This window comes from Methylobacterium sp. 10 (genome assembly GCF_000519085.1).
GTDB lineage: Bacteria > Pseudomonadota > Alphaproteobacteria > Rhizobiales > Beijerinckiaceae > Methylobacterium.
This window is the reverse complement of sequence record NZ_KI912577.1, coordinates 577,794-597,798: the sequence shown is the minus strand read 5'-3', so window position 1 is coordinate 597,798 and position 20,005 is coordinate 577,794. Positions and strand designations below refer to the sequence as shown.

At 68.3% G+C, this 20,005-nt stretch carries 19 protein-coding genes; 7 read left to right on the top strand and 12 right to left on the bottom strand.

The genetic code is table 11. The annotated features are described in order from the left end of the window. Positions 1-179: 179 nt before the first annotated feature. Positions 180-482 carry a NepR family anti-sigma factor gene (locus K368_RS27240; protein WP_036265912.1) on the top strand — a complete coding sequence of 101 codons (303 nt, stop codon included), beginning with the start codon at positions 180-182 and terminating at the stop codon, positions 480-482. Beyond that, the gene (locus tag K368_RS0102730) at positions 482-1,057 is read left to right on the top strand and encodes a sigma-70 family RNA polymerase sigma factor (protein WP_027171056.1); all 576 of its coding nucleotides are present in this window, start codon (positions 482-484) and stop codon (positions 1,055-1,057) included. Before K368_RS27240 ends, K368_RS0102730 begins: the two co-directional genes overlap by 1 nt. A gap of 54 nt (positions 1,058-1,111) precedes the next feature. Here K368_RS0102730 and K368_RS0102725 read toward each other — a convergent pair whose 3' ends face one another. From K368_RS0102725 to argH, 3 genes are all read right to left on the bottom strand, one after another. Continuing rightward, a complete protein-coding gene (locus K368_RS0102725) occupies positions 1,112-1,777 on the bottom strand; it encodes a hypothetical protein (protein WP_027171055.1) in 666 nt (221 codons plus the stop codon). 209 nt (positions 1,778-1,986) lie between these two features. After that, positions 1,987-2,328: a hypothetical protein gene (locus K368_RS0102720; RefSeq protein WP_027171054.1), complete on the bottom strand. Its 342-nt coding sequence runs from the start codon at positions 2,326-2,328 to the stop codon at positions 1,987-1,989. A gap of 98 nt (positions 2,329-2,426) precedes the next feature. Then, positions 2,427-3,824, bottom strand: coding sequence for an argininosuccinate lyase (gene argH, locus K368_RS0102715; RefSeq protein ID WP_027171053.1), 1,398 nt, complete (start codon positions 3,822-3,824; stop codon positions 2,427-2,429). 54 nt (positions 3,825-3,878) lie between these two features. Here argH and K368_RS0102710 point away from each other — a divergent pair, with 54 nt between their 5' ends. The 3 genes from K368_RS0102710 (at position 3,879) to K368_RS0102700 (ending at position 6,213) form a co-directional block, all read left to right on the top strand. Then, the gene (locus K368_RS0102710; RefSeq protein ID WP_027171052.1) at positions 3,879-4,520 is read left to right on the top strand and encodes a TlpA disulfide reductase family protein; all 642 of its coding nucleotides are present in this window, start codon (positions 3,879-3,881) and stop codon (positions 4,518-4,520) included. Between the two features lie 43 nt (positions 4,521-4,563). After that, positions 4,564-5,730, top strand: coding sequence for a YncE family protein (locus K368_RS0102705; protein WP_027171051.1), 1,167 nt, complete (start codon positions 4,564-4,566; stop codon positions 5,728-5,730). 201 nt (positions 5,731-5,931) lie between these two features. Next, a complete protein-coding gene (locus tag K368_RS0102700; RefSeq protein WP_051439726.1) occupies positions 5,932-6,213 on the top strand; it encodes a hypothetical protein in 282 nt (93 codons plus the stop codon). 10 nt (positions 6,214-6,223) lie between these two features. Here the strand turns inward: K368_RS0102700 and murJ are convergent, their stop codons facing one another. Together murJ and K368_RS0102690 are read right to left on the bottom strand one after the other, a co-directional pair. Continuing rightward, the gene (gene murJ / locus K368_RS0102695; protein WP_027171049.1) at positions 6,224-7,753 is read right to left on the bottom strand and encodes a murein biosynthesis integral membrane protein MurJ; all 1,530 of its coding nucleotides are present in this window, start codon (positions 7,751-7,753) and stop codon (positions 6,224-6,226) included. 259 nt (positions 7,754-8,012) lie between these two features. Then, complete coding sequence (locus K368_RS0102690) at positions 8,013-8,612, bottom strand: superoxide dismutase (protein ID WP_027171048.1); 600 nt, start codon at positions 8,610-8,612, stop codon at positions 8,013-8,015. A 239-nt stretch (positions 8,613-8,851) separates the two neighbouring features. Between K368_RS0102690 and K368_RS0102685 the strand changes: the two genes are divergently transcribed. Further along, a complete protein-coding gene (locus K368_RS0102685; protein WP_027171047.1) occupies positions 8,852-9,808 on the top strand; it encodes a hypothetical protein in 957 nt (318 codons plus the stop codon). A 7-nt stretch (positions 9,809-9,815) separates the two neighbouring features. Here the strand turns inward: K368_RS0102685 and K368_RS0102680 are convergent, their stop codons facing one another. From K368_RS0102680 to K368_RS23725, 7 genes are all read right to left on the bottom strand, one after another. Then, positions 9,816-11,546 (bottom strand): HWE histidine kinase domain-containing protein, encoded by a 1,731-nt coding sequence (locus K368_RS0102680; protein ID WP_027171046.1) that lies wholly within the window; start codon positions 11,544-11,546, stop codon positions 9,816-9,818. 181 nt (positions 11,547-11,727) lie between these two features. Further along, positions 11,728-12,465, bottom strand: a complete 738-nt coding sequence (locus K368_RS0102675; RefSeq protein WP_027171045.1) for a tRNA (guanosine(46)-N(7))-methyltransferase TrmB — start codon at positions 12,463-12,465, stop codon at positions 11,728-11,730. Between the two features lie 3 nt (positions 12,466-12,468). Next, entirely contained in the window at positions 12,469-13,647 is a 1,179-nt protein-coding gene (gene metK / locus K368_RS0102670; RefSeq protein ID WP_027171044.1) for a methionine adenosyltransferase, read from the bottom strand. Between the two features lie 139 nt (positions 13,648-13,786). Next, positions 13,787-14,209 carry a helix-turn-helix transcriptional regulator gene (locus tag K368_RS0102665; RefSeq protein ID WP_027171043.1) on the bottom strand — a complete coding sequence of 141 codons (423 nt, stop codon included), beginning with the start codon at positions 14,207-14,209 and terminating at the stop codon, positions 13,787-13,789. Positions 14,210-14,832: 623 nt separating this feature from the next. Continuing rightward, positions 14,833-16,017 (bottom strand): GNAT family N-acetyltransferase, encoded by a 1,185-nt coding sequence (locus tag K368_RS0102660; RefSeq protein WP_027171042.1) that lies wholly within the window; start codon positions 16,015-16,017, stop codon positions 14,833-14,835. A 121-nt stretch (positions 16,018-16,138) separates the two neighbouring features. Further along, the gene (locus K368_RS0102655) at positions 16,139-17,431 is read right to left on the bottom strand and encodes a hypothetical protein (protein ID WP_027171041.1); all 1,293 of its coding nucleotides are present in this window, start codon (positions 17,429-17,431) and stop codon (positions 16,139-16,141) included. A gap of 6 nt (positions 17,432-17,437) precedes the next feature. Continuing rightward, the gene (locus K368_RS23725; RefSeq protein WP_036265909.1) at positions 17,438-18,589 is read right to left on the bottom strand and encodes a glycosyltransferase; all 1,152 of its coding nucleotides are present in this window, start codon (positions 18,587-18,589) and stop codon (positions 17,438-17,440) included. A 167-nt stretch (positions 18,590-18,756) separates the two neighbouring features. On the opposite strand from K368_RS23725, the gene K368_RS0102645 reads away from it, so the two are divergent. Then, the gene (locus K368_RS0102645) at positions 18,757-19,986 is read left to right on the top strand and encodes a DUF1972 domain-containing protein (protein WP_027171040.1); all 1,230 of its coding nucleotides are present in this window, start codon (positions 18,757-18,759) and stop codon (positions 19,984-19,986) included. Positions 19,987-20,005: the final 19 nt, after the last annotated feature.

Genomic DNA, 20,005 nt, shown 5'->3' with positions numbered 1-20,005 from the left:
TGTAGGGTGGATCAACGGCTCAGCTTGGTCGGGTGCGTCGTGGTAACAATTCGTCCTTCGATATATCAATTCACGACAGAGACGCTGCTTTTACAAGCTTAAAGATTTATGAATACATTTTTCAGAACGCGTTAAAGCGCTCGCCACTAGGACCGACACCGACATAACGGTGGAGAGCCATGACGATCGACGCCAGCGATATCCACGGCCCTTTCGAGGAGCTGGACGCGGGGAAACGGGCCTCCGGTTTCCACACCGATGGCGGCGAAGCGTCGTCTCCCGAAGCAGCCTTGGCCGCCCCCGGCCCGGTTGGCGCCCGAGCCGGCGTGAACCGAGCCGGCATGGACACGGAGTCCCGGCGCCGGATCGGACGAAACCTCCGTATCCTCTACGGCGACGTCCTCAATCTGCCGCTGCCCGACCGGTTCGAGGTCCTCCTCGCCGAACTGTCGGCCAAGCCTGCTTCGCGGGAGATCTCATGATGACCAGCCTCCTCCATCCTATCGGAACGCCCGCCGGCGCCGATTCCGAAATGCGCGATCTCCTGCTCGGTGCGATCCCGGCCCTCAGAGCGTTCGCTTATTCGCTGACCTATGATCTCGACCGCAGCGACGACCTGGTTCAGGACACGCTGGTGCGAGCCTGGACCAAAGCGGACAGCTTCGCCCGCGGCACGAACCTGACGGCGTGGCTGTTCACCATCCTGCGCAACCTGTTCTATTCCGAGCAGCGCAAGCGCAAGCGCGAGGTCGAGGATGCCGACGGTGCCCATGCCGCGCGGCTGACCAGCCTGCCCGAGCAGGAGATCCGGGTGGAGATGCGCGAGTTTCAGGCCGCCCTCGACCTCCTGCCGCTGAGCCAGCGCGAGGCCCTCGTCCTCGTGGGCGCTCAGAGCTTCACCTACGAGGAGGCCGCCGAGATCTGTGGCGTCGCCGTGGGGACGATGAAGAGTCGTGTCAGCCGCGCCCGTGGCCGGCTGATCGAGACCCTGGGCATGAACGGCACCGACGATATTGGGGCCGACGCGCTCACGCGGGCGGCGCTTGGCGGCCCCTGACGCCGCTGCGCCGGCTTCCCGTGACGGCGGCTCGGCGTATCGCGGAAGGTGCCCTTACTTGCACTCCTCGCGGGCGCGCTTCATCGCGTCGCCGAAGCCCGCCAGCGCGTACTCGTCGCTGGTGGAGGTGCCGCGCATGGACACCGTCTTGACCTGGACCTTGGCCAGTTTGGCCATCTCGCCGACGAGGCGGGCTTCCTCGGACGGATTCTGCAGCCAGGCATTCTCATCCTTCACCACAAGGCCGTATTGCGAACTGCCGAGACTCAGGGTTGGGTCAGAGGCGGCGGTGGCGTTGGCCTTTGCCTGGCTGGCGGCCGGTTTGGGCGGGAAGCCGAACATCACCGCGACCTCGTTCTGGACGTTGTCCCCCTTGCGGATGGTCACGAACAGGTAGGCGGTGTCACGCTTGAGGGTCTTCGGCGAACGGGTCTGCGGCTGGGCGATGGCGTAGCAGGTGCGCGACTTGCCCTGGCCGTTTGCGAAGACGTTCCAGTCCCCGAAGATCGCCACCGGCGTCGCCTGCTGCATGCCCGGTGCGCTCACCGCCTTCTTTCTCTCCCGCCCGCGTCCCCGGGATTTCGCCGGAGCCTCGGTCTCGGCGGCCGCCTCTTGCTGCGCCATGGCCGATGAGGGGCCGGTGATAGGGGCCGGGCCGAGGGTCGACAGGATAGCCGCTGTGGCGCTGACGACGAGAAGGCGGCGGAGAGGATGCAGCATCGTGTTCAGGTTCTCGAATACGAAAGAAAGGCCGCCGGCCGCGCGCGCGGCGGACCTGCGTCGGCAGCGGCGGATCGGCGGCGTTCGTCGTGGTGTCGACACATGCCGCAAAATTGTCCGGAATTGCGGCGGGATAGCATCGGGCGGCATCCCGTCGGGCCTGATCGAGCATCAGATCCGCGCGCATGAGCCCCGCATGCGGGGACGGTTCAAGCCGGGTGCGCCTCCGGTCCGAAGGTCGCTCCGGCGAGGATGGCACCCATCGCCACCTCCACCTGAGGCGGCTCGGCGATCGCCACACCGACCGTCGACGGATCGGCGATGGAGGCCGGCACATGCGAGGTGGTGACTGTCGCTTCCATCACGTCGCGGACCGGAAGGGCGCGGGGCTTCGGGTCGTTGTAGGGCGTGTTGTAGCATTTGCGGATCGATGCCCAGAACGCCGCCCGGTCGGACTCCGGCAGGCGGGCGAGGACGGAATCGATCACGGTGGTGGCGTCCGCCGCGAGGGCGGCGGTCTCTTCGGGGTTCATCCAACTCTCGACGGGCATCGACATCTCCGGCGTGCTTGGTCCGAGCTTTAGGCAGGATCACATAGCTCGACCGTGAACGCATCCGCTGCGGCCGAGCTTTTTTGTCGCCCTGTGAATCACGCCGCTCCGGAGGGCGCGTCGAGCAGCGCCAGCCAGCGCGTGGCCTGCGTCCGGACGTTGTCCGGAGCGGTGCCGCCGTAGCTGGTGCGGCTGGAGACCGAGTTCTCCACGCCCAGCACCGCATAGACCGCATCGGTGATCCTGGGCTCTGCCTCCTGCATCTCGGAGAGGGATAGCTCCTCCAGCCCGATGTCCCTGGCCGAGGCGGCGCCGACGAGGCGGCCGGTGACGTGGTGCGCTTCGCGGAACGGCAGGCCGAGTTCGCGCACCAGCCAATCGGCGAGGTCGGTGGCGGTGGCGTAGCCGGAGCCGGCGGCGCGGGCGAGTACGTCGGCGTTGGGCTTCAGGTCGCGCACCATGCCGGTCATGGCGGCGAGACACAGGGAGAGCGCCTGGAGTGCGTCGAACGTACCTTCCTTGTCCTCCTGCATGTCCTTCGAATAGGCCAGCGGCAGGCCCTTCATCACGATGAGCAGGCCGGTGAGCGCGCCGATGACGCGGCCGGACTTGGCCCGCACGAGCTCGGCCGCATCCGGGTTGCGCTTCTGCGGCATGATCGACGAGCCGGTGGTATAGCCGTCCGACAGCCTGACGAAGTTGAACTGCGCCGAGGTCCAGACCACCAGTTCCTCGGCGAAGCGCGACAGGTGCACGGCGCAGATCGAGGCGGCGGAGAGGGATTCCAGCGCGAAGTCGCGGTCGGCCACCGAGTCGAGGGAGTTGGCGGTGGGCCGGTCGAAGCCGAGCGCTTGCGCCGTGGCGTGACGGTCGATGGGGAAGGAGGTGCCGGCCAGTGCCGCGGCCCCGAGCGGGCACTCGTTCAAGCGGGCACGGGCATCGCGAAAGCGCCCGCGGTCGCGGGCCAGCATCTCCACATAGGCGAGGCAATGGTGGCCGAACGTGACGGGCTGGGCCGATTGCAGATGGGTGAAGCCGGGCATCACGGTCGCCGCATGGGCCAGCGCCTTCTCGGCCAGGGCCCGCTGCAGGCCGGCGGCCTGCTCGTCGAGGCTGTCGAGGGTGTCGCGCACCCAGAGCTTCATGTCGGTGGCGACCTGGTCGTTGCGCGAGCGCGCGGTGTGCAGGCGCCCGGCGGTGGGGCCGACGATCTCGGTGAGCCGGCTCTCGACGGACATGTGGATGTCCTCGAGCTCGCGCTTGAACACGAAACCACCGCCCTCGATTTCCGCGCGCACGGTCTTGAGACCGTCCTCGATCGCCGCCACATCGGCGGATGGCAGGATGCCTGACTTGCCCAGCATCGCCACATGCGCCAGCGAGCCGCGGATATCCTGGGGTGCGAGGCGCTTGTCGAATCCGATGGAGGCGTTGATCTCCTCCATGATCTCGGCGGGGCCGCTCGCGAAGCGCCCGCCCCACATCCGGTTGCTCATGTCGACACTGTTCCTCTCCGCCGCCCCATCCACCCGTCGGGCGACGCAACGATGATGCCCGGAGCCAAGGCGACCCTGGCTGCGGGAGCCGTCGTCGCCGTCCTGATCGCGGGCGGTCTCGTCGTATACGGGACGCGTCCGACCGGCGGCAACAGCGAGACGGTGGCCGAGCCGTGCCGTGGCGCCGTCGAGACGATCGCGCGCATCGCCCCCCATGCCCGTGGCGAAGTGGCGGCCATGGAGGTCTCGAAGGTTCCGCGCCTGGCGCCGGACCTCGTGTTCAAGGGACCGGACGGCACCGACCGGACCCTCGCCCAGTTGCAGGGCCGCCTCGCGCTGGTGAACCTGTGGGCGACATGGTGCGCCCCCTGCAAGGCCGAGATGCCGGCCCTCGACCGGCTCGAGCAGACGCTGGGGGGGACGGACTTCACCATTGCAGCGATCAATGTCGACACGCGCAATCTCGAGAAGCCGCTGCAATGGCTGAAGGAGAACGGCATCGTGAATCTCGCCTACTATGCCGATCCCGGCGGGCGGGTGCTGCCGGCAATGCAGAAGGCGACCGGCTCGCTGGGCCTGCCCACCACGATGCTGGTGGACGTCAAGGGCTGCATCCTCGGCGTGATGAAGGGACCGGCGGATTGGGGCGGCGAGGATGCCAAGCGGCTGATACGCAGGGCGCTCGGCCGCGATTGATCTCCCCGCCTCGAGGGGGCTACCGCCGACTGGAGGAAGAACGATGCGCCTGTTCGGATGCCTGCTGGCGGGGTTGCTCGGCCTCGCGCCCGCCTGCGCCGCCGACGCCCCGCCCTTCCTCTTGGTCGGGCTCGACGGAAAGACCTTCTTCCCGCCCGAGGGTGGCCGGAACGGCCCCAATGGCCGCGATGCGCTGGCTATCGTCGATGTGAGTGACGAGGCCCGCCCCCGCCTCGCCCATGTTCTGCCCCTCGACAATTCCGTCTACGGGCCGCCCACCAATCTGCAGATCACCCCGGACGGGCGGCTGGGACTGGTGGCGAGTTCGGTGCTCATGCGGCAGGAGGGCGAGGCCTGGTACGCGCAAGCCGACGACCGGCTCCACGTGATCGACCTCCTCGCCGACCCGCCGCGTCCGGTGGAGACGATCCGCGTCGGGCGCCAGCCCTCGGGCCTCGCCATAGCGCGGACGGGGAACCTCGCCCTCGTCGCCAACCGCGAAGGCCGCAGCGTCACCGTCCTGTCGATCGCGGGAACGAGCGTACGTGCCGTGTCCACCGTGGATGTGGGCGACGAGGCGGCGGCGGTGGCCATCGCCCCGGACGGACGTCGCGCATACGTCGCCAAGAACAAGGCCGCCAAGGTGGGGGTTCTCGCCCTCGATGGCGCCAAAGCCACCTACGATTCGGCCCTCGACCTTCCCGTCGGTCCCGGCATCTATGGCCTGGAGGTCACGCCCGACGGGCGTTTGGTGCTGACCGCCAATACCGGCCCTGAGCCCAGTGACGGCCATGCCGACAGCGTCAGCGTGATCCGGGCCGATGCGCCGCGCCCGGTGGTGACCGATCATCTCGGCATCGGCGACACGCCGGAGACCCTGGCGATTTCGCCGGATGGCCGGCATGCGGCGGTGGCCGTGGTGCGCGGATCGAGCGCGCCTGCGAGTGGCCCCGGCTACACCCCGACCGGGGCGGTGGCGCTGCTCACCATCGATCCGTCGGGGATCGTCCGCCGCACGGGAGAGGCCGAGGCGGGAGCGGTGACGCAGGGCATCGCCTTCAGTCCCTCCGGCGCGCATGTCTATATCGGCAACTACGTGGACCGGAGCATCGGTGTCTATCGTGTCGAGGGAGATGCGGTTCACGATACGGGGTTCAGGCTGAGCCTGCCTGGCCAGCCGGCCTCGATGCGGGGGCGGGCAGGGCAGTGAGACTGCCGCAGCCGGAGGATCGCGCCCGATCGGAGCGGCATCATCGGGCGATGGCACGACATTAATCCGCACATCGCCAGCAATTTAATTCTGGAACTTCCGCGACTTAACGCCGGTTTCGGGTTTCGATGCCGGAAGAGGCGCGCAAGCCCGAAACATGGGCCAAGCGGGCGTGCCGGCGATACGAGGCGGAGAAGGTTGATGCAGAGGCGATATAAGAGTTCGGCGGGATCGGGACGTCACCATCGCGTGCTCGCTGCCATTCTCGGTCTGTCATTCCTTGCGGGCCTGCCCGAGGCCCGGGCCGCCGTCACCGGGACAGGGGGCGGACCTGAAACCACCGTCACGGCGCCCCATACGTCGACCACGGGCCAGACCGTTCCGCCGGGTGCTGCCGGCGCCCCCATCGTCGATCCCAATGAGCGGACCGAGCGGCAGAAGCGGCTGGACCGCGTCCTGAACGGGATCTGCCAGGGCTGCTGATCCGAGAGGATCAAGCCCGGCGCAGGCGCAGGCCGAAGGCCCGCAGGGTTCCCAACAACAGGGCCGCGTAGACGAGGGCACCGAAGAGCCCGAGAAGCCCGAGCACCACGATCTCGCGGAAATGCGGCAGGGCCGGTACCGACCGTTCCACGATCGGGAGGCCATAGATCGCCGTGGCGGCGAGGGCGGTGCAGGCGACGACCACGCCGATGACGGTAATGCCGAGGCCTCGGCTCGGCGCAGTCCAGCCCCGGCGCCAGGCGAGCCCCACGAGGAGCGCGAGGTTCAGCCACTGGCTGAAGGCGGTAGCGAGCGCCAATCCGGTCACCCCATAGGGGCCGGTGAGCATGATCTTGAGCGCGACGTTGAGGGCGATGGAGGCCAGCGAGGCGATGAGCGGCGTCATCGTGTCCTGGCGCGCGTAAAAGCTCGCCACCGCGCTGCGCACCAGCACCACGGCGGGCAGGGCGAGACCGTAGGCGGCGAGCACCGAGGCGGCGCGTGCGGCATCCTCGGCGCCGAAGGCCCCGCGCTGGAACAGGGCCGTCATCATCAGGCCCGGCAGGGTGAGGAAGGCAATGGTGAAGGGGGCCGACAGGGCCAGGGAAAAGCCCGCCGCCCGGTTCTGGGCCGCATGCGCCCCCGCCACATCGCCCTTGGCGATCCGCCGGCTCATCTCCGGGAGCAGCACCGTCCCGGCCGCGATCGCTATGACGCCGAAGGGCAACTGGTACAGCCGGTCGGCGTAGTAGAGGGCCGACACTGCGCCGGTGGGCAGGAAACTCGCGATGATCGTGTCGGCGAAGGAGGCGATCTGGAACCCGGCCGCGCCGATCACCGCCGGGCCGAGCACCTTGAAGAAACGCGTCATCGCCGGATCGCGCAGGGTCGGTGCCCCAAGCGCCGGCGCGACGTCCGCGCGCCGGCAGGCGAGCCAGACGAGACCGAATTGCAGCACGCCCGAGATCGAGACGCCCCAGGCGGCGGCATAGGCGGCATTCGGGAAGAATCCCGCCAGCGCCAGGGCGACCAGCATCGACAGGTTCAGAAGGACCGGCGCTCCCGCCGCCACGGCGAAGCGGCGATGGGCATTGAGGATGCCCGACAGCAGCGTCACCAGGGTGATGAAGAGGAGGTAGGGGAAGGTGATCCGCGTCAGCGAGACGGCGAGATCGAAGCGGAGGGGATCGTCCGAGAAGCCGGGTGCCAGGGCACGCACCACCCACGGCATCGCCGACCAGGCGACGGCCAGCAGCACGATCTGCGTCAGCAGCAGCAGCGTGAACACGCGGGTGGCGAAACGCCTGGCTGCGCTCGCCTCGCCGGTCTCGGAAAGGCCGGCATAGGCCGGGACGAAGGCGGTGTTGAACGCCCCCTCGCCGAAGATGGCGCGGAAGTGGTTCGGCAGCCGGAAGGCGACGACGAAGGCATCGGCCACCGGGCCCGCCCCGAGCACGGCCGCCATCACCACGTCGCGGGCAAAGCCGGTGACGCGGGAGACCAGCGTCCAGCCGCCGACGGAGAGGATGCTGCGGATCATGCGAATCGACCGGAGAGAGGGAAACAGAACGCTTCGCCGATGCGCGTTATTCCCTCCCCCTTCCGGGGAGGGAGCGAGGGTGGGGGTGGTTCCGCCGAGCTCCACAACGGGTCGCCCCACCACCCCCACCTCCAGCTCCTCCCCACAAGGGGGAGGAGAGCCGCGCTCCGACGGTTTCGTCAGGCCCGATGGATGCAGGCAGTTGCGCAAGACAACGCCGCGAGCCCGAAGACCCGCGGCGCGACAAGGAAACGGGACGTTACTTCGAGGCTTCGCCGTAGAGCTTCTCGACGTATTCCCAGTTCACCAGATTCTCGATGAACGCCTTGAGGTAGTCGGGGCGGCGGTTGCGATAGTCGATGTAGTAGGAGTGCTCCCACACGTCGACGCCGAGGATCGGTTTGGCACCGTGCACCAGCGGGTTCTCGCCGTTGGGGGTCTTCAGGATCGCGAGCTTGCCGTCCTTGACCGCGAGCCAGGCCCAGCCCGAGCCGAACTGGCCGACGCCCGCCTGGATGAAGTCCGCTTTGAACTTGTCGAAGCCGCCGAGATCCTCATCGATCTTCGCGGCCAGGGCCGCCGGGGCCGCGCCGCCGCCATTTGGCTTCATCCAGTTCCAGAAATGGAGGTGGTTGAAGTGCTGGCCGGCATTGTTGAACAGCGGCTGGTTGGTGCCGTAGGACGCCGTGACGATCTCCTCGACAGTCTTGCCTTCGAGACCCGTGCCTTCGAGCAGCTTGTTGCCGGTATCGACATAGGCCTTGTGGTGCTTGTCGTGGTGGAACTCGAGGGTCTCCTTCGACATGTAGGGGCCGAGCGCGTCGTAGGCGTAGGGCAGTTCGGGCAGGGTGAAGGTCATCGGCAGGTCTCCCGGGTCTGATGGCGCAGTGGGGGTGAGGCTCGCTCCGAGGGATGCGAGGGGTACACCGTCTGCTCTCCAACGCGTTCGTACCTAAGTCGGTCCTCCGCCAAGGGCAACGGGCGTCCGGCCTCGAACGGCGAACGAGGAATTCCCTGCGGATCGATTTTGCAAAACCTGGGCCGAGCCTTACTGTGCGCGCCGCACTTCTGATGTGCAGGCGTTGTTTAGAGAGTTCCATGATCCTCGCGCTGTTCGCGCTCGCCGTCGTCATGATCGTCGGCGGCATTGCCTCCGTCGTCCAGGGCTTTCCCTATGTCAGGCTAGAAAGCGGATGGACGATGACCATCGCGGGTGCCGCGACGGCCTCGTCCGGAGCGCTCCTCCTCGGGCTGGCCGTGGTGGCCACCTACCTGAAGCGCCTGGAGCGCGCCGTGCTGGAGCAGGGGGCCGGGCTTGGCGTCGATCCCTCGGTATTCGAGGCACGGGGCCGGATCGAGCCGCCGGGGCTCGACGCGGCCGATGTCGCGGAGGAGCCAGTATCCCCTGGACGGCATCGCCCGAGCGCGGCGGGGCTCGCCGAGCCGAGGCTCGTATCGCCGCCGCTTTTCGCCGCCGATCCCGCGCCCGCCTTGCCACTCGGCAGCGATCCGGCGTCGCCGCTCCTGCCGGATCTCCTGCCCGAACCGCCTCCTCTTCCCGCGGAGGACAGCCGGCAGATCCCGATCCGTGCGGTCGAACCAGATTCCGAGGCCGCACCGGCGCGCCGGATCAAGCCGAACAAGCCGCCTCGGGCGGTCAAGCCGACGGCCATGGTCGATACGGTCATTCCGGCACCGGAGCCCGCGCCCATTGTTGCAGATGCCCGCCCCACGCCCGTCGCGGTGCCGCCATCTCCGCCTCGCGAGGCCGATCGGGAGGAGCCCCTGGGCCTGCGATCGTCGGTCGTCGACGAGCCGGAGCCCGCGCCGGTCCCATCGCCACCCGAGGAAGCCGATCCGGCCGTGAGTACAGCCAAGGGCGGTCTTGCCGTGGTGGGCACCTACGCGTCCGGTGGCAACACCTACGTGATGTATTCGAACGGCTCCATCGAGGCGGATACGCCGCGCGGCCAGTTCACCTTCGACTCCCTCGACGAGCTCAAGGCTTTCGTCGAGGCGGGCGGCGAGGAGGGTGCCGCCCGCGGAGCGGCGTGAAGCCCTATCAAGCCAGCGGGTTCAGCCCCTCTGTCCGGGCGGGAAGCGGCGCCGTCATCGCCAGGCGAAACCCTTCGGGGGGATAGCTCGCCGCGATGTCGGCGCGGACCTGCGCCGTGAGCACCCGCTGCAGCAGGCGTGAGCCGAAGCCCTGGCGGGTGGGCGGCCGCACGGGCGGCCCATCGGATTCCGACCAGTCGAGATGCAAGGTTTTCCCGGCCGCATCCTCGGTGACGCTCCAGACGATGGCGACCCGGCCCTCCTGCGTCGAGAGAGCGCCGTGTTTCGCCGCGTTGGTGGTCAGTTCGTGGATCGCCATGCCGATGGGGACCGCGATCTCGGAGGCGAGGTCCACAGGCGGCCCGTCGAGGACGACCCGCCTCGCCCCCGGTCCGTCCGAGGCGCCGTCGCCATAGGGCCTGAGCTCGTTCTCAAGGAGGTTGCGCAGGGAGGCAGTCTGCCAGGTATCCTCGGTGAGGACGGAATGGGTGTGGGCGAGCGACATGATCCGCCCGACGAAGGCCTCGTAGAAACTCTCGATGCTCGATGCCGTGCGGGCGGTCGAGCCGACGATGGCCTGGACGGTCGCCAGAGTGTTCTTCACCCGGTGGTGCAACTCGCGGATCAGCAGGGCCTGCCGCTCCTCGGCGATCCTGCGTTCGGTCACGTCGGCGACGACGCCGATGAGCCTGCGGGGGAGACGATCGGGGGCATCGCTTTCGAAACGTCCGGCCATGTCGATGATGCGCCAGGCGCCGTCATGCGCGCGCTGGATACGGCCGCTGGCCTGCAGGGTGGAATCTTCGCGCAAAGCTGTCGAGATCGCCCGGCGGAACGCGGGGCGGTCGTCGGGATGGAGGACGGTGCTGAGGAACTCGCGCTTGCCGAGAGCCCCTTCTTCGGAACGACGCCCGAAGATCTCGAACATGCGCTCGTTCTCCCAGACGGCCTGATCGTCGAGCATATGCCATTCGAAGATGCCGAGTTCCGCGAGCGACGTGGCGATGCGCAGGCGCTCCTCGCTCTCGCGCAGGGCGTCGCGGGCCCCCACCCGCGTCGTCACGTCCTGCAGCACCCCCACCACGATCCCAGTCCGGTCGCCCGTGGCGGCGATTGCCTGACCCCTCGCGCTGATCCTGACCTCGACGCCGTCGCCCGCACGGCGCAGGCGTGCCTCGATGGCGAAGGGGGCACGATCGCGGATCGCCGCGCGGATCGTCGTCTTCACCTTCTCCGCCTCGGGCGCATCCATCAGGTCGGACAGCTGCGTCCAGGTCAGCGATGCGCCGGGAGGGGAGCCGAGGATATGGGCCGCCCGCCGCGATAGCCTGAGGAGCCCGTCCGCGAGATCGAGGCGCCATTCCCCGAGCCCGGCGGCGGTGAGGGCCGAGCGGTTCTCCTCCGAGTGGACGATCTCGTCGGTGTCTACCCGCTCCACCACCAGGGTGCGGAGGGCAGCGGTATCGGATGAGGGCGATGTTCTGATGCGGACGTCGAGGGGGCTCCCGATCGCGGTGATCCATCTCCGGATGCCGGCGGAGAGCAGGTCGGGACCGTCTCCGAGCATCGTCACGGGTCGGCCCGTCAGGCTTCCCGCATCGTATCCGAGGAGAGTCGTCAGGAATGGGTTGGCGTCGAGGATGCGCTCCGTGCCGCAATCGAGGATGACGAGACCGATTCCGGCCTCGTCGAAGCCGCGCCGATAGGGGTCGGCCTGAGAACGCGCATCCCCCGGCATTGGCGATCCTCGATCAGATCCGCTGCCCACTCCGCAACCTCACTCGGCGGCGCCCCGGACTCGCATGGGGCATCATCGCTCGCCCCGGTAACCCCGGATGCTCATTGCCCCGGCATCTGAGGTCGCAACGCTCTGCGCCGCAAGGGCTCACGATGAAAAAGCTGTTCCGGAGCGCACCCGTTCAGCCGTGACGGCGGAACTCCAGGTAGGTCGGACCACGGCCGGCCGCGATCGCCTTGGCCTCGTAGCGGGTGCCCGGCCATTCCGGGAATGGCCGCGTCCAATCGGCCGCCGCTTCGGCGGTCCAGCTGAGGGCGTCGCACCGGGCCGCCCGCACCAGGGTCCAGCCGGCATAGTCGTCGATGTCGCTGGCAAAGCGGAACACGCCGCCGGGCTGCAGGACCCGGGCGATCTCGGCGAGGGTCTCGTCCGAGACGAACCGTCGCTTGCGCTGCCGGCGCTTGGGCCAGGGATCGGGATAGAGCAGGTAGACGCGGGCGAGGCTCGCATCGGGAATGGCGGCGAGGAGCTGCGTGGCGTCCTCGTCCCAGATCCGGACATTGCCGAGGTCGCCGTCATCCACGGCCCGCAGCAGCTTGACGACACCGTTGACGAAAGGCTCCGCACCGATGATGCCCGCCTGCGGGTGACGGGTGGCCTGGGCGGCCAGATGCTCGCCGCCGCCGAACCCGATCTCGAGCCAGACTTCGTCCACCGGATGCGGGAACAGTCCGGGCAGGTCGAGTCGTGCCCCCTCCGCCGGCAGCGCGACGCGCAGGCGCGGCAGCAGATCGACCAGCCGCTGTTCCTGGCCGGCCCGCAGACGCTTGCCCTTGCGCCGGCCGTAGAAGGCGCGGTCCGCGCCTTCGATTGCCGTCCCGCCCTCATCGGGCGGGAGTTCATCCCGCCCGTTCTTCACGGGTCAGGACAGGGCCGACTTGAGCTTGTCGGCGAGGTCGGTGCGCTCCCACGAGAAGCCGCCGTCATCCTCGGGCTTGCGGCCGAAATGGCCGTAGGCGGAGGTGCGGGCGTAGATCGGCTTGTTGAGGCCGAGGGCAAGGCGGATGCCGCGGGGCGAGAGGTCCAGGGCATCCATCAGCACGGTTTCGAGCTTGGCCTCGTCGACGGTCCCGGTGCCATGCAGGTCCACGTAGATCGAGAGCGGCTTGGCGACGCCGATGGCGTAGGCGAGTTGGATCGTGGCGCGGGTGGCGAGACCCGCGGCCACGACGTTCTTGGCGAGGTAGCGCGCGGCGTAAGCCGCCGAGCGGTCGACCTTGGTCGGATCCTTGCCGGAGAATGCGCCGCCGCCGTGCGGTGCCGCGCCGCCATAGGTGTCGACGATGATCTTGCGGCCGGTCAGGCCGGCATCCCCGTCCGGCCCGCCGATGACGAACTTCCCAGTGGGGTTGACGTGCCAGACGGTCTCCTCGCCGACCCAGCCCTGGGGCAGGGCCGCCAGGATGTAGGGCTCGACGATGGCGCGCACGTCGGCGGAATCGAGGGACTCGTCGATGTGCTGGGTGGAGAGCACGATCTGGGTGACGCCGACCGGGCGGCCGTTCTCGTAGCGGACGGTGACTTGGCTCTTCGCGTCGGGGCCGAGCTTGGCGGCATCGCCCTGCTTGCCTTTGCGGGCGTCGGCAAGGTCCTTGAGAATCTTGTGGGCGTAGTAGATCGGCGCCGGCATCAGCTCGGGCGTCTCGTCCGAGGCGTAGCCGAACATGATGCCCTGGTCGCCGGCACCCTCGTCCTTGTTGCCGGACGAATCCACGCCCTGCGCGATATCGGCGGACTGGGCATGCAGGTGGATGGCGATGTCGTTGTTCTTCCAGTGGAAGCCCGACTGCTCGTAGCCGATGTCTTTCACCGCCTCGCGGGTAAGGTGCTCCAAGTGCTCGAAGGTGACGGAATCCGGGCCGCGCACCTCGCCCGCAATGACGATGCGGTTGGTGGTGGCCAGGGTCTCGACCCCGAGGCGGGCTTCGGGCATCGCGGCGATATAGGCATCGACGATGGTATCCGAGATTCGGTCACAGACCTTGTCCGGATGGCCTTCGGAGACCGACTCGCTGGTGAACAGGTAGTTGGAACGCGGCATCTGAGGCCCCCCGGTTTCGGGTTCGCCTCGGCAGCGTTCGACCCGGTCTTCGGAACGGAGAGCTTCTGGCACTCCCTCCCCAGGCGGTCAAGATGACAAACCGAACGTATCCGCTAAAACGAACGAAACATACTGTAGATCAGCCGTTCAGTTTCTCGTCGAGGGCATGGATGGCGGCGGCGAAATCGCGGCGGTTGGCGTCCGAGAAATGCTCCGTCACGTGCTTGGCGACGACATCGACGAGACCGCTCCACGGGGCCTGCGCTCCGTCCTGGGGCACGAAGACTTGCTGGGGCGGCTCGCTCAGTCCACGGCTCGGGGCATCGTCGCTACGGTTCATGCCATCGAAGAAGTAATCGATCGGCATACCGGTCATGCGACTTAAAATCTCAAGATGGATCGCGCTGATGCGGTTGATGCCTTTCTCGTACTTCTGGAGCTGTGCCGCAGACATACCGAAGCTCTGGGCGACACGTTTTTGGGTCAGGGCCGATTTCTTCCTTTGCTCGGCGATGCGCATGCCGACATGTACATCGCGTGCATCGGTCTTTTGCCCAGCCATGTCAGATCCCGTCCAGTCTCATGAGCTTTCTTGCGCATCTTGCCCTTCGGCAGACCATCGCCGCTCATGGTTCCCGTAGACACTGTTTCTTCCACGTTCCCCTGTTCAACCCAACCCGAAAAAGACGACATGGCCGCACTATTCCACGCCCTTGCCCGGCATGGGGACCGGGGAAGGGACGATGGGTCGAGGATGGGGTAATGGTGGCGTCCCCGGCAGGTCTCGAACCTGCGACCCCAGGTTTCATCCCACTTCGGCTTCCGCCGCCGCCCCGTGTCGGGGCGTTCGTGGTCTGGACTATCCCTTCGCCATGGATCGGTGGGGAATGACCCTTCGCGATCTTTAGGCGCCGCCCGTCTAGTCTCTACACCTTCCCCAGATGGCTCCGGGGCTTGGCTCGGGATCGGCCGAGCCAGCGAGCATGCCGGCTGTGGGCGTTCCCCGAATTTGAGCGGATCCGCCGCGTGGTTTCCCCTCGCGACGCCCAATTGAAGTTTAGGAAACCTGTGCTCTGTCCAGCTGAGCTACGGAGACTCACCAAGCACGTCCCTAGCACCATCGGGCGGGCAGGCCAACCGGTGCGAGGGAGCGTCTCGCGGCGCGTCCCGCGTCGAGTTGGTCCCTCAGGCTACCTTGCGTCGCAGCCACCGGCGCGCCTTCTGCGCGCGGGCGAACCATTCCGGATGGCTGCGCAGCCAGACCTTGGCCACCTCGGCTCCCGTGATCGTATGCTTCACCATGTACCCGCGAAGGGTCACCACCTCCGCAAGCTCGCTCAGGTCGCGAGGCTGGACGCCGAAATCGGACTTGTAGGGCATCACGCCGACGGTGAAATCGAAATAGCCGAGCCCCTCGGCGCGCGCCCAGCGCAGGGTTTCGGCGACGATGTGAAGGCCCGGCGAGGTGTTGCGCCAGGCCTCTCCCGCCATCGTCAGCAGGATGCCGTGGAAGGTCCCGCCATGGACGAGGCCGTAGGCGCAGGCGATCCATTCCCCGTCCACCGCCAATCCGAACAGGCGGACCGGTCCGCCGGCGAGGCCCCGATGGGCGCCTTCACGGTAGAACGCCTCCACATCGGGGCGTGAGAGCAGGTTGAACCGGCCGATCTCGGCAAAGCGCGAGCGGCGCTGCTCCACCAGCGCATCGAAGATCCGGTCGATCTCCCCGGTGCTTCGCGCCTCGACGAAGGTGACGGTGCCCGCCCGCTCCAGCCGGCGGCGCAGCTTGGCCATGTCCTTGAGGGTGCTGGGGCGGCACAGGCGCGCGAGCAGCGTCTCGGCATCGCCCTCGATGGCGACGCCCGAGGCCTGCATGTCCATCCGGCGGCAGCCGGGCAGGGTGGCGAACGGGTTGGGCCGGCCACCCACATCGTCCGGGATCCGGCTGATCTGGATCAGGTCGGCTCGCGGAAGCACGCCCCGGATCGCAGTCCAGGCCAGGGCCATCTCGTCGGCCGAGAGGTCGATGCCGGGGGCGAGCACCGGGGCCGCGTAATCGCAGACCCCGAGATCGAGCCAGGTGATCGTCCGGTAGCCGCGATGGCGCAGGCGCGCCAGGGGCACCAGCATGACCGGACGCCCGGTGGCGTCGATCACCTCGACGATGACCGGTTCGGCCTTGGAGGCGGCGCCCAGGCGCTCGATGACGGCCGTCGCCCAGTCGAAGCGCTGATAGGCCGTGGCGGTCCCATCGGTTTCGAGCCTGCTCCAGAGGCGGGCCACCGTCGCCATCGTGGTGTGGAAGCGGGCCTCGTAGCGGCCGAGGGAGACGGTGCGCGTCGATGCGGGGAAGTCTTGGATCACGCTCATGGCTGGGATGTCCTGCGTCGGGATGTCCTGGCTATCGCGGCACGGCGAGACACACTCGCGTGAGCGGCGGACGTGTGGGGATCGGGGCCGCGACGGTGACCGTCGTCGAGGAGGGAACCGGTCACCGGCCGGCCCCCGCCTCGGCATCGCGGCCGAGGTCGGGCCGCATCAGAGGCATGGCGGCGCGCCAGGGCTTCAGCATCCAGAGGCAGCCCGCCAGCACCACCACTTCGGAGATCAGCACGCCGAAGAGCGACCAGGCCGGTTGGGCGACCAGGAGCAGGCCGATCACGACGACGGCGCCGATTCCCACGCTCACGCCCGCGATGACCGCCAGGGGACGGAACTCTTGCATCGTCTCCATCAGCACCCGCATCGGCGCGTGGATGAGCGAGACCGTGACGATGGCCCAGGCCGCCACCGCGATCAGGGTCATCGGCGCCGCCGCGAACTGACCGGCGAACAGCTTGTGCTCGATGAGTTCGAGCGCCGAGAGGATGATGGCGCCGTAGGCGATGCAGCCGAGCCCGAGGAGGCCGGAGCAGATGAGGGCGAAGCGGCGGGCGAGGGTGAAGTCGCCCCGGGCGAGATGCCCCGCTACCTCGGGCTGGACCATGTTGATCAGGGCCGATGCCGAGAGCCGCAGGGGCGAGAACAGCACGAAGGTGGCGGCCATGGGCGCATAGGCGGCCGGTCCCGCCATGGCGGCCACGAGAAGGCTCTGTCCCTGGCCCTGGACGTTGGCGGTGGTGACGTTGACGAGAGACCACGACAGGGTCGGGATCATGGCCCCGTAGCGGCGGCGCATCGAGCGGCCGAGGCTGAGCCTGATGGGTTCCCGCAGCAGCACGAGCGAGGCGACGATGCCGAGGCCGTTGGCGCAGGCCAGGGCGAACAGCGTCTCGTCGAGGCCGGGCGCGCCCTGAAAATGGATCATCGCCACGGTGAAGGCGGTGCCCGAGAGGGCGAAGACCACGTCTCCCAACCCCGAGATCGCCGGCCGGTGCTTGGCGAAGAGCGCAAGGCGCAGGTAGCTGCGCAGCGACCAGAGGCCGACGAAGAGGCTGCCGGCCAGGGCGTTGATGTCCGAGGTCGCCATCAGCGCCGCGCAGACCCCGGCCGCGATCGTCGCGGAGAGGATGACCGCCACCGTACCGAAGGTCACGTCGAACCCGCGCGCCGCTCGTCGTCCGGCGCGCGGCGGAATGGTGATGGTGGCCGGCACCCCGGCGAGCGAGCGGATGTAGGTGAGCGCCAGTCCGCCCACGAGGAAGAGGATGGCGAAGCGCCCGTAATCATGTGGGCTCAGGCTTCGCGCCAGGACGATGTTGATCCCGAAATGGAAGGCGCTCTGGGTGACTTCGCCCCCCAGCATGAGGATGAAGCGGCGCACGAGGCGGCTCAGACCGTTCATGGCGATTCAGCCCGCCACGACGGTGCTGGCATCGGCGCCGGCGCGACCGCCGATGCGGGCGCGGACCATCGCCACCAGCCCCTCCGCGGCGGCGGCCTCTCCGAACAGAGCCGCGTAGCGGGCACGGGCCGCGGCCGGGAAGGTGTGCCAGGAGGCGGGATCGGTGACGATCCGCTCCAGGGCGGAGGCGAGGCTGCGGGCATCGTCGGGCGCGACGACCCAGCCGCTTGACCCGTCCTCGACCACTTCCGTCAGGCCGCCGATGCGGGAGACCACGGGGGGGCGGCCATAGGCCATGGCCTCGATCGCCACCCGGCCGAGGGATTCCGGCAGGCGCGACGGCACCGTGACCACGTCCGCCCAGCGATAGAGATCGGACGGGTCGTCGACGAAGGGAGACAGGCGGACGATGGAGCCCAGTCCCGCATCGGCGATCTGTCGGCCGAGCGCCTCTTCGCGCGCCGTATCCTCGAAGGCGCTGCCGACGATGCGCACGTCGAGCCGCGCGCGCACCTCCGGCGGCAGCGAGCGGATCGCCTCGACCAGGATCTCCTGGCCCTTGATGCGGCTGATCCGGCCCAGCATCAGCAGGCGCAGGGGGCGGGCGCCGTCATAGGTCGAGGGTGGTGGCGCCTCGGGACCGGCGATTCCATTGTAGACCACCCGCATGGCCACCTTCGAGGTCAGCGAGAAGGCGCTTGCGGTGGCGCGGGAGTTGAACACGATGTCGGCCCCGCTCCAGCGGATCAGCCCGCGCAGCAGCTTCAGGGTAGCCCCCTGCGGGATCTCATGGACATGCACGATGGCGCGGCCGGGACAGAACCGGGACGCCAGAAGATAATCCGCCACCACGGAGGTGTTGATGTAGACGAGGTCGCTCGCGCACAGCCGCCGCCAGGCGCGCAGCATCGCCACCGGGAGCGTCAGCAGGCCGAGGGTCGCGAGGCGCGGCAGGTCGCGTCGCCGGAGTATCCAGAGCGGCTCGAACACGATCCGCGAGGCGACCCCTTCGAGGGCGCCCACGATCGGGCCGGTCCGGGGCAGGACCACGTCGATGACGGCGCCGGGATAGGCCGCGCGAAAGATCCGCACGCTTTCAACGAAGCTGCGGTCGGAACCGTAGAGTTCGTATCCCTGGTGGACGCAGGTGATGCGCATGCCGATTCGACCTCGATCCCGACCTCAACTGCCCCAAGATGACATGCCGCCCTATTTTCAATCGTTACCGAGCAAGAACCTCACCCGGTGTAATCACGGCGCATGGTTGCCTGGAGATGTTTCTCGTGTCCCGTCTCGGGACCATTGGGGGCTACAAGGAGACTCGGATGTCGTCGCACAAGCCCTCTCTGCTGATCCTGGGGACTCGCGGCATTCCCGCATGTCATGGCGGGTTCGAGACCTTCGCCGAGAAGCTCGCTCTGTTCCTCGTGAATCGCGGCTGGCATGTGGGGGTCTATTGCCAGGACGAGGTCGAGGCGGTGACGGAGCGTTTCCGCACGACGACCTGGAAGGGCGTCGAGCTCATCCATGTGGCCGTGTCCACCAGCGGACCGCGGGCGACCCTGGATTTCGACTGGCATTGCGTGCGCGACGCGGCCAAGCGGGGCGGCGTCAGCCTCGTCCTCGGCTATAACGGGGCGATCTTCCTGCCGTATCTGCGTCTCGCCGGCGCGAAGATCATCACCAACATGGACGGCATCGAGTGGAAGCGGCCGAAATGGTCGATGGCGGTGCGGGCCTGGTTCTGGACCAACGAGTGGATCGCCGCCTGGGCCTCCCACCGCCTCGTGGCGGACCACCCGGCCATCGCCGATCACGTCGCCACGCGCCGTCCGCGATCCGCCATCGCCACCATTCCCTATGGCGGCGACCCGATCTCGGCGGCGCCGACCGCCCCCATCGAGGCCCTCGGCCTGGAGCCGGGGCGGTACATGACCTCGATCGCCCGGATCGAGCCCGACAACAACATCCTCACCATGGTCGATGCCTTCTCGCGCAAGGTGCGGGGCATGCGGCTCGTGGTGCTCGGCACGCTCTCCGAGAGCAATCCCTACCACCGCGCGGTGAGGGAGGCAGCCAGTGACGAGGTCCTGTTCCCCGGCGCCATCTACGAGACGGAGACGATCCGATCCCTGCGCTTCCATGCGCGGGCCTACCTGCACGGGCATACGGTCGGGGGGACCAACCCCTCCCTGGTGGAAGCCCTGTGGGCCGGCAACCCGGTGATCGCCCACGACAATCCGTTCAACCGCGGCACGGCGGGCGAGGAGCAGTTCTACTTCACCGACACGGATGCCTGCGAGCGGCACATCGAAATCCTGATCGCGGACGATGGCGCCGCGAGGAAGGCGGGTGTCGCCTCGCTGGCCCGTGCTGCCGACCGCTTCGAATGGTCGGAGATCCTGAAGCAATACGAAACGGAGGCGATGGCGCTCGGGGGCTTTGCGGCACCGGCGGGCCAGGAGGCGAAGCACCCCTCGACCTCGTCCGCCCAGATCCCCCCAGCTCATGCCTCGATGGCGATCGGAGGACGGGGCCGGGATCGCGCTTCGTGAGGCCGCCGCCCACACGCAG

Excerpts from the sequence above, each read along its gene's own strand:
- K368_RS27240 (WP_036265912.1), top strand. The coding sequence starts at position 180 with ATGACGATCGACGCCAGCGATATCCACGGCCCTTTCGAGGAGCTGGAC.
- K368_RS0102730 (WP_027171056.1), top strand. The coding sequence starts at position 482 with ATGACCAGCCTCCTCCATCCTATCGGAACGCCCGCCGGCGCCGATTCC.
- K368_RS0102725 (WP_027171055.1), bottom strand. The coding sequence starts at position 1,777 with ATGCTGCATCCTCTCCGCCGCCTTCTCGTCGTCAGCGCCACAGCGGCT.
- K368_RS0102720 (WP_027171054.1), bottom strand. The coding sequence starts at position 2,328 with ATGCCCGTCGAGAGTTGGATGAACCCCGAAGAGACCGCCGCCCTCGCG.
- argH (WP_027171053.1), bottom strand. The coding sequence starts at position 3,824 with ATGAGCAACCGGATGTGGGGCGGGCGCTTCGCGAGCGGCCCCGCCGAG.
- K368_RS0102710 (WP_027171052.1), top strand. The coding sequence starts at position 3,879 with ATGCCCGGAGCCAAGGCGACCCTGGCTGCGGGAGCCGTCGTCGCCGTC.
- K368_RS0102705 (WP_027171051.1), top strand. The coding sequence starts at position 4,564 with ATGCGCCTGTTCGGATGCCTGCTGGCGGGGTTGCTCGGCCTCGCGCCC.
- K368_RS0102700 (WP_051439726.1), top strand. The coding sequence starts at position 5,932 with ATGCAGAGGCGATATAAGAGTTCGGCGGGATCGGGACGTCACCATCGC.
- murJ (WP_027171049.1), bottom strand. The coding sequence starts at position 7,753 with ATGATCCGCAGCATCCTCTCCGTCGGCGGCTGGACGCTGGTCTCCCGC.
- K368_RS0102690 (WP_027171048.1), bottom strand. The coding sequence starts at position 8,612 with ATGACCTTCACCCTGCCCGAACTGCCCTACGCCTACGACGCGCTCGGC.
- K368_RS0102685 (WP_027171047.1), top strand. The coding sequence starts at position 8,852 with ATGATCCTCGCGCTGTTCGCGCTCGCCGTCGTCATGATCGTCGGCGGC.
- K368_RS0102680 (WP_027171046.1), bottom strand. The coding sequence starts at position 11,546 with ATGCCGGGGGATGCGCGTTCTCAGGCCGACCCCTATCGGCGCGGCTTC.
- metK (WP_027171044.1), bottom strand. The coding sequence starts at position 13,647 with ATGCCGCGTTCCAACTACCTGTTCACCAGCGAGTCGGTCTCCGAAGGC.
- K368_RS0102665 (WP_027171043.1), bottom strand. The coding sequence starts at position 14,209 with ATGGCTGGGCAAAAGACCGATGCACGCGATGTACATGTCGGCATGCGC.
- K368_RS0102660 (WP_027171042.1), bottom strand. The coding sequence starts at position 16,017 with ATGAGCGTGATCCAAGACTTCCCCGCATCGACGCGCACCGTCTCCCTC.
- K368_RS0102655 (WP_027171041.1), bottom strand. The coding sequence starts at position 17,431 with ATGAACGGTCTGAGCCGCCTCGTGCGCCGCTTCATCCTCATGCTGGGG.
- K368_RS23725 (WP_036265909.1), bottom strand. The coding sequence starts at position 18,589 with ATGCGCATCACCTGCGTCCACCAGGGATACGAACTCTACGGTTCCGAC.
- K368_RS0102645 (WP_027171040.1), top strand. The coding sequence starts at position 18,757 with ATGTCGTCGCACAAGCCCTCTCTGCTGATCCTGGGGACTCGCGGCATT.